The sequence below is a fragment of the Planomonospora alba genome (assembly GCF_039534085.1).
Lineage (GTDB): Bacteria > Actinomycetota > Actinomycetes > Streptosporangiales > Streptosporangiaceae > Planomonospora_B > Planomonospora_B alba.
Window position 1 is genome coordinate 23,940 of the sequence record NZ_BAAAUT010000073.1, and the last position, 6,897, is coordinate 30,836.

The following is a 6,897-nucleotide window of genomic DNA, read 5'->3' on the forward strand; positions in this document are numbered from 1 at the left end:
CCGAGGAGTCCGATGAGTCTGCCCATGCTCTCCGGTGAGCCGTGCGTGATCACCGCTGGCGCCGCCGTGCTCGGCGAGGCGCTGGACGCGCAGGCCGTACCGCGCGTGGCGGTGGACTGGCGGCCGCCGCTGCCCGGCACCGAGGCCGACCTGGCCCGGGTGCTGGCCGACCCGCGCCGGGCCGCCGCCAACGCCCGGGCGGTGGAGCGGCTGACGTCCGCGCGCCCCGTGCTGGCCGGGGTGCGGCCCGCCCGCGAGGCGCTGGACCTGCCGGCGGGCACGTTCCTGCACGCCGGGCCGCCGATCGACTGGGAGCGGGCCTCGGGGCCGATGCGCGGCGCCCTGATCGGGGCGGCGCTGCTGGAGGGCATGGCCGCCGACGCGCGGGAGGCCGAGCGGCTGCTGGCCGCGGGAGGCGTCCGGCTGGAGCCGTGCCACCACCACGCGGCGGTGGGCCCGATGGCGGGCGTGGTCAGCCCGTCGATGTGGATGTTCGAGGTGCGCGACGCCGAGTACGGCGGGACCGCCTGGTGCTCGCTCAACGAGGGACTCGGCAAGGTGCTGCGCTACGGCGCCTACGGCCCCGAGGTGATCGCACGGCTGCGCTGGATGGGCGAGGTGCTCGGCCCCGCGCTGGCGACGGCGCTGACGGCGACCGGGCCGCTGGACCTGCGCGCGATGATCGCGCAGGCCCTGCAGATGGGCGACGAGCTGCACAACCGCAACCGCGCCGCGACCTCGCTGCTGATCCGCGAGCTGGCGCCCGCGCTGGTGGAGACCGCCGGTGCCCGCGCGGCCGAGGTGCTGCGCTTCGCGGGCGGCAACGACCACTTCTTCCTCAACCCGGGCATGGCCGCCTGCAAGGTGAGCGCCGACGCGGCGCGGGGCGTGCCCGGCTCCAGCCTGGTCGTGGCGATGGCCCGCAACGGCACCGACTTCGGCGTGCAGGTCTCCGGCCTCGGCGACCGCTGGTTCACCGGTCCCGCGGGCGTGCCGGACGGGCTCTACCTCGGCGCGTACGGCCCGGCGGACGCCAACCCCGACATCGGCGACTCGACGATCACCGAGACGGCCGGGCTGGGCGGTTTCGCGATGGCGGCGGCCCCGGCGATCGTCAGGTTCGTCGGCGGCGACGTCTCGGCCGCCGCCGCGGCCACCCGGTCGATGTACGAGATCACCCTCGCCGAGCACCCCGCCTACCAGATCCCCGCGCTGGGGTTCCGGGGCACGCCGGTCGGGGTGGACGTGACGCTGGTGGCCAGGACCGGCCTGCTGCCGACGGTCAACACCGGCATCGCGGGCCGGGTGGCCGGGACCGGGCAGGTGGGCGCGGGCCTGGTCACCCCGCCCGCGGCGGCCTTCACCGCCGCCCTGGCGGCACTGGCCCGGGAGGTGCCCGCCGCGCCTCTGCCGCCCGCCGCGCCCGCCGGGAGCGCGCAGGCCTGACGGCGGGCCGGGGTCGCACCGGCCTGACGGCGGGCCGTAGCGGCGCCGGCCGCGCCCGAGGGCGTCGGCACAGGTCGGCGCGGTCACGCGGGCCCCGGCACCTCGGGTACGGTCGGGAGACAAATCACCTAAAGACCGCCATCTCCCGATAAACACCATGAAGTCCTTTTTTCGCCCCCCAACTTCCATTACCGATTGTGATCCGGATATCGTGTCGAACCTCACAAACAGCCTTGGATATGGGGGCGGGGTATGTCGGCGGACCGTCTGATCGGCAAGGTACCCCCTGGACCGGAGGGTGCGAACATCACCGGGACCACACCTACGGGACAGGGCAGGCTGATCGGCAGGCGATACCGCCTGCTGGCGGCGGTGGGCCGCGGCGGCATGGGCATGGTCTGGCACGCGCACGACGTGCTGCTCGACCGCGACGTCGCCGTCAAGGAGCTGATCCTCCCCTACGGGCTGGACCACGCGGGCAAGCACGCGGCCTACCGGCGCATGATGCGCGAGGCCCGCTCGGCCGCCCGCCTCAGCCACCCGGGGATCGTGACCGTCCACGACGTGGTCGAGGAGGACGGGCGCCCCTGGATCGTGATGGAGCTCGTCCGGGCCTGGTCGCTGGAGCAGGCCGTACGGGAGAGCGGGCCGCTGCCGGTGGCGCAGGCCGCCGAGATCGGCATCCGGGTGCTCGACGCGCTGCGCCACGCGCACGCCTCCGGGATCCTGCACCGCGACGTCAAACCGGGCAACGTGCTGCTCACCTCCGACCGCGTGATCCTCACCGACTTCGGCATCGCCGCGCTGGAGGGCGACGGCACGATCACCCAGACCGGCCTGCTGATGGGCTCCCCCGCCTACATCCCACCGGAGCGCCTGTCCGGTCAGCCGATCACGCAGGCCGGAGACCTGTGGGCCTTCGGCGCCACCCTGTACGCGGCGGTCGAGGGCCGCCCGCCGTACGAGGGTCCCGACGCGGTGGCCGTGCTCGGCGCGATCCTCACCCAGGACCCCGTCCGGCCGGCGCGGGCCGGGGCGCTCGCCCCCGTCATCGAGGGGCTGCTGCGCAAGAACCCCGCCGAGCGGCTGCACGCGGCCCAGGTGTCGGACATGCTGGAGCAGATCCTGCGCGCCCACGGCTCCAACACCCCGAACCGGGGACCCAACGGCCAGGTGCCCGCCGCCATGCCGGTCCCGGGAAACTCCCTGCCGATGCACCTCATGCCGCCGCTGGACCCGCCCTCCGGCCCGATGCCCTCGCGGATCATCGAGACGCCCTCGGGCCCGGTGCGCGTGCCGTACGACCCGAACGACTCCTCCGCCGGCCGTCCGGCGGGTCACGACGCGCTGTCCAGCCCGTCCGGAGCCCACCCCGCGCCTCCGGCGGGCGCCCCGGGCCACCCCGCCCCGCTGAACGTCACCATCGCGCCGTTCACCTCCCTGGACAGCATGTCCGGCGGGGGCGGGCGCGGCTACGACGCGCTGCGCAGCTCCTCCTCCGAGCTGGGCCGGGCCCCCGGCGCGGCACCGGCGGGCTCCGCCGGCGGTCCCCTCGGCGCGCCTCCGTTCGACGCGCTGTCCAGCTTCTCCGGTGAGATCCCCGCCCGTACCGGCGAGCGGCTCCCGCCGACCGCGGGCTCCCCGGCCACCGCGGCCGACCGCCCCTCCCGCAGGCGGGCGGACGACACCGCGCCCGGCCGCGACGGACGGCCGGACGCCGACGAGGGCCGCAGGGGCCCCCGCCGCAGGTCCTCCGGCGGCCTGTCCCCGCGCCTGCTGATGCTCTGCGGGGCCGGGGCGCTGGCCCTGGTGGCCGCCGCCGTCTTCGCCCTGCTCCCCGGCGGGGAGTCCGGCTCCTCCGAGCCCCGCACCTCGTCCGCGTCGGTCTCCGGGTCCGCCGAGCCGCAGGCCCGCTCGACCGACGTCCCCGAGGGCTTCGAGCGGCTGAGCGCGGGCGGCGTCTCCGGCGCGGTGCCGGACGGCTGGACGGTCAAGGCCGGCGAGAGCGGCGCCGTCACCTTCTCCGGGCCGAAGGGCAGCGGGCAGAGCATCGTCGTCACCCAGGTCCCGGTGGCCGACCCGGTGGCCGCGCTCGGCGAGGTCGACAAGACCGGGCTGGACGAGTACCTCGAGATCGGCGTGACCCCGGTCTCTTACGGGGCCTGGAAGGCCGCCGACTGGGAGTACACCTACACCGAGCCCGGCAGCATCGTGCAGATGCACGGGCTGACCCGGTACGTGGTGGTCGGCTCCGACAGCGCCTACCAGATCGCGATCTCGGTGAAGGAGATCCACTGGGAGAAGAGCGCCAAGACGATCGACGCGTTCTTCGCCACCTTCGACCCGGGGGCCTGAGACCGGGCCGGGCGCCCGGGACCGGACTCCGGCGGGGCGGTCCCGTCCCGAGGGCCGGAAGCGGCCCCGCGACGGCCTGCCCCGGAGCGGGCCGACGGCGCGGGGCCACGGGAATACCGCTGGGGGAACCGTCACGAGTGATGACAGACTTCGCTCGTGACTACAACCCCCGCACGTCCTGATATCTCCCCCGCCGATCCCCGGCGGGTGGCCGCCGTGCAGCGGCGCACGCTCGGCGTCCTGACCGCCGCGCAGATCACCAGCGGGATGGGGGTCGCGGTGAGCTTCACCCTCAGCTCCGTGCTCGTCACCCGGCTCTCCGGGTCGGAGGCGATCGGCGGACTGGCGGGCACCGCGACCGTCCTCGGCGCCGCGCTGCTCGCCCTGCCCACGGCCAGGGCCTCCGGCGCGGGCGGGCGGCGGACGGGCCTGACCCTGGCGTACGGCTGCGCGACGCTCGGCTGCCTGGTCACCGTCCTGGCCATCGCCGTCGGCTCCTGGCCGCTGCTCCTGGCCGGGCTGGTGCTGTTCGGCGGCGGCAGCGCGGGCAACCTGGCCTCGCGCTACTCGGCCACGGACCTGTCCCCCGCCGGGCACGCCGCCCGGCACCTGTCCTGGGTGGTCTGGGCGGCCACCGTCGGCTCGGTGGCCGGCCCCAACCTCGCCGACCCGGCCGACCAGCTCGGCGAGGAGCTCGGCCTGCCCGCGGGCGCCGGGCCGTTCGCCCTCGCCCTGCTCGCCTTCGTGCTGGCCCTGGGCGTCATCACCGCCGGTCTGCGCCCGGACCCGCTGGTCCTGGCCCGCTCGCTCACCGCGCCCGCGCGCGGCACCGGGGGCGCCGCCGGGGCGGAGGGCGGCTCGGCGGCCGCTGCCGGTCCCGCCGCGGCCGGTCCCGGTGCCCGCCCCGCCGCGGAGGCCCCCGGGGCCGGGAGCACCGCCGGGACCGGCGACGGCACGCTGCGCACCGCCTGGCGGTCGCTGCGCGAGTCCCCCGCCGCGCTGCGGGCGCTCATCGCGATCGCGGTCAGCCACACCGCCATGGTCTCGATCATGTCCATGACCCCGATCCACCTCGACCACCACGGCGCCGCCATCTCGGTGATCGGCATGGTGATCAGCCTCCACATCGCGGGCATGTACGTCCTGTCCCCCGCGGTCGGCTGGCTCGCCGACCGCGCCGGCCGGGTCCCGGTGCTCGTGCTCGGCATGGCGCTGCTGCTCGTCGCGGCCGTCCTGGCCGGTACGGCCGGCGAGCACGGCGTCCCGCAGGTGACCGCCGGGCTGGTCCTGCTCGGCCTCGGCTGGTCCTGCGGCCACGTGGCCGGCTCGGCGATGCTCACCGAGGCCGTCCCGCTGGCGCGGCGCCCCGCCGCCCAGGGGCTGTCGGACCTGGTGATGAACGTCTGCGGCGCCACCGGCACGGTGGTCGCCGGGGTGGTCGTGCAGGTCATGTCCTACGGCGTGCTCGGCGGCGCGGTGGCGGCCGGGGTGGCCGCCGTCGCCGTCTGGCTGGCGCTCGGCCACCGCAGGCCGGCCGGCGCCGCGTGACGGCGCACGGCGGCGGCCTACTTGGCGTCCGCGTAGCAGCGCACGACGGCGGTCCCCATGGGGAAGCGCACGGGGGTCGCGCCGAACAGCAGCCGGGTCGCCTCCTCCGCGGCCCGGCCGACCGCCGCCACGACCTGGTCGGCCAGCTCCCGCGGGCAGTGCACCATCACCTCGTCGTGCTGGAAGAACACCAGCCTGGCCGGGTCGGGCAGCAGGCCGCGCAGCACGGCCATCAGGGCCAGCGCCCACTCGGCCGCGGTCGCCTGGACCACGAAGTTGCGGGTGAACCGGCCCCGGTCGCGGGCCGCCCGGCCCCCCTCCGGGCCCGACACCAGCGCCCGCCAGCGGGCCGAGGGCGGCGGGCAGGTGCGGCCCAGCCAGGAGCGGACCAGCCTGCCCTCCTCCCCCGCCCGCGCGGCGTCCTCCACGAACCGGTAGGCGTCACCGAAGCGCTGCCGCATCACGGCCAGCAGCTTGGGGGCGTCTCCGCTGGTCCCGCCGTACATCGCCGAGAGCATGGCGATCTTGGCGTGGTCCCGGTCGCCGCCGAACGCCCGGGCCATCGCCTGGTAGAGGTCGATCTGGCCGGCCGCCCGGGCCAGGGCGCGGTCGCCCGCCATCGCGGCCAGCACCCGGGGTTCGAGCTGGGCGGCGTCGGCGACGACCAGCGTCCAGCCCTCGTCGGCCACCACGACCCTGCGCATCGCCTTGTGGATCTGGAGCGCGCCGCCGCCGCTGGTCGCCCACCGGCCGGAGACCACGCCGCCCACGACGTACTCCGGGCGGAAGCGGTCGTCGCGGACCCACTGGTCGGCCCAGGCCCAGCCGTGGAAGCTGTGGAAGCGGGCCAGCTCCTTGTAGGCGAGCAGCGGGGCGACACCGGGGTGGTCCACCTGCCGGAGATCGTGCGCCCGGGTCGAGGGGACCGGCGTGCCGGCGGCCTTGAACGCCTTGAGGATCTGCTGCGGGGAGTCGGGGTTGAACGGCGTGCCGAACGCCGCCGCCACCTCGTCGGCCAGGGCCTGCAGGCGGGCCGGGCGCATGCCGTGCGCCGGGCGCGGGCCGAGCATCTCGGTCAGCAGCGCGTCGTGCAGGTCCCGCCGCCAGGGCATGCCGTCGCGGCCCATCTCCGCGGCGATCAGCGCCCCCGCCGACTCGGCCGCGACCAGCAGCCGGAAGCGGTGGGGGTCGGCCGTCGCCTCGATCCGCCGGAGCTGGTCGGCGTGGACCTCGGCGACCAGGCCGGCGTCCGGCGGGGGCGGCTCGTCGCCGAAGAGCGCGGCCTGCCGCGCCTCGGGCCCGCGGTGTCCGCCGGGCTCGTCGTGGTCGGCCGGGACCGGCAGGCCGTGCAGCCGGGCGTGGGCCGCCCGGGCCGACCTGGGCTCGCCGTGGCGCCCCTCGTAGGCCAGGAGCAGCCCCTCGGTCAGCGCGAGGTCGTGGCAGCGGGACACCCGCACGCCGCGCTCCAGCAGCGCCGGGTAGACCTCGCGTGTGTCAAGTCGGATCGTAGCCATGTCGTTCTGTGAGCCAAGGAGTTGGATTCCGTCC

General features: G+C 76.4%; 3 protein-coding genes. All 3 read left to right on the top strand.

The genetic code is table 11. The features are described from left to right. Window positions 1–12 precede the first annotated feature (12 nt). The 3 genes from ABD823_RS30500 (at window position 13) to ABD823_RS30510 (ending at window position 5,349) form a co-directional block, all read left to right on the top strand. On the top strand, window positions 13–1,446 hold the full coding sequence (locus tag ABD823_RS30500) for a YlbE family protein (protein WP_344865634.1): 1,434 nt from the start codon (window positions 13–15) through the stop codon (window positions 1,444–1,446). A gap of 252 nt (window positions 1,447–1,698) precedes the next feature. After that, window positions 1,699–3,801 carry a serine/threonine-protein kinase gene (locus ABD823_RS30505; protein ID WP_344865636.1) on the top strand — a complete coding sequence of 701 codons (2,103 nt, stop codon included), beginning with the start codon at window positions 1,699–1,701 and terminating at the stop codon, window positions 3,799–3,801. 156 nt (window positions 3,802–3,957) lie between these two features. After that, window positions 3,958–5,349, top strand: coding sequence for an MFS transporter (locus ABD823_RS30510; protein WP_344865638.1), 1,392 nt, complete (start codon window positions 3,958–3,960; stop codon window positions 5,347–5,349). The last annotated feature ends 1,548 nt before the right edge of the window (window positions 5,350–6,897 follow it).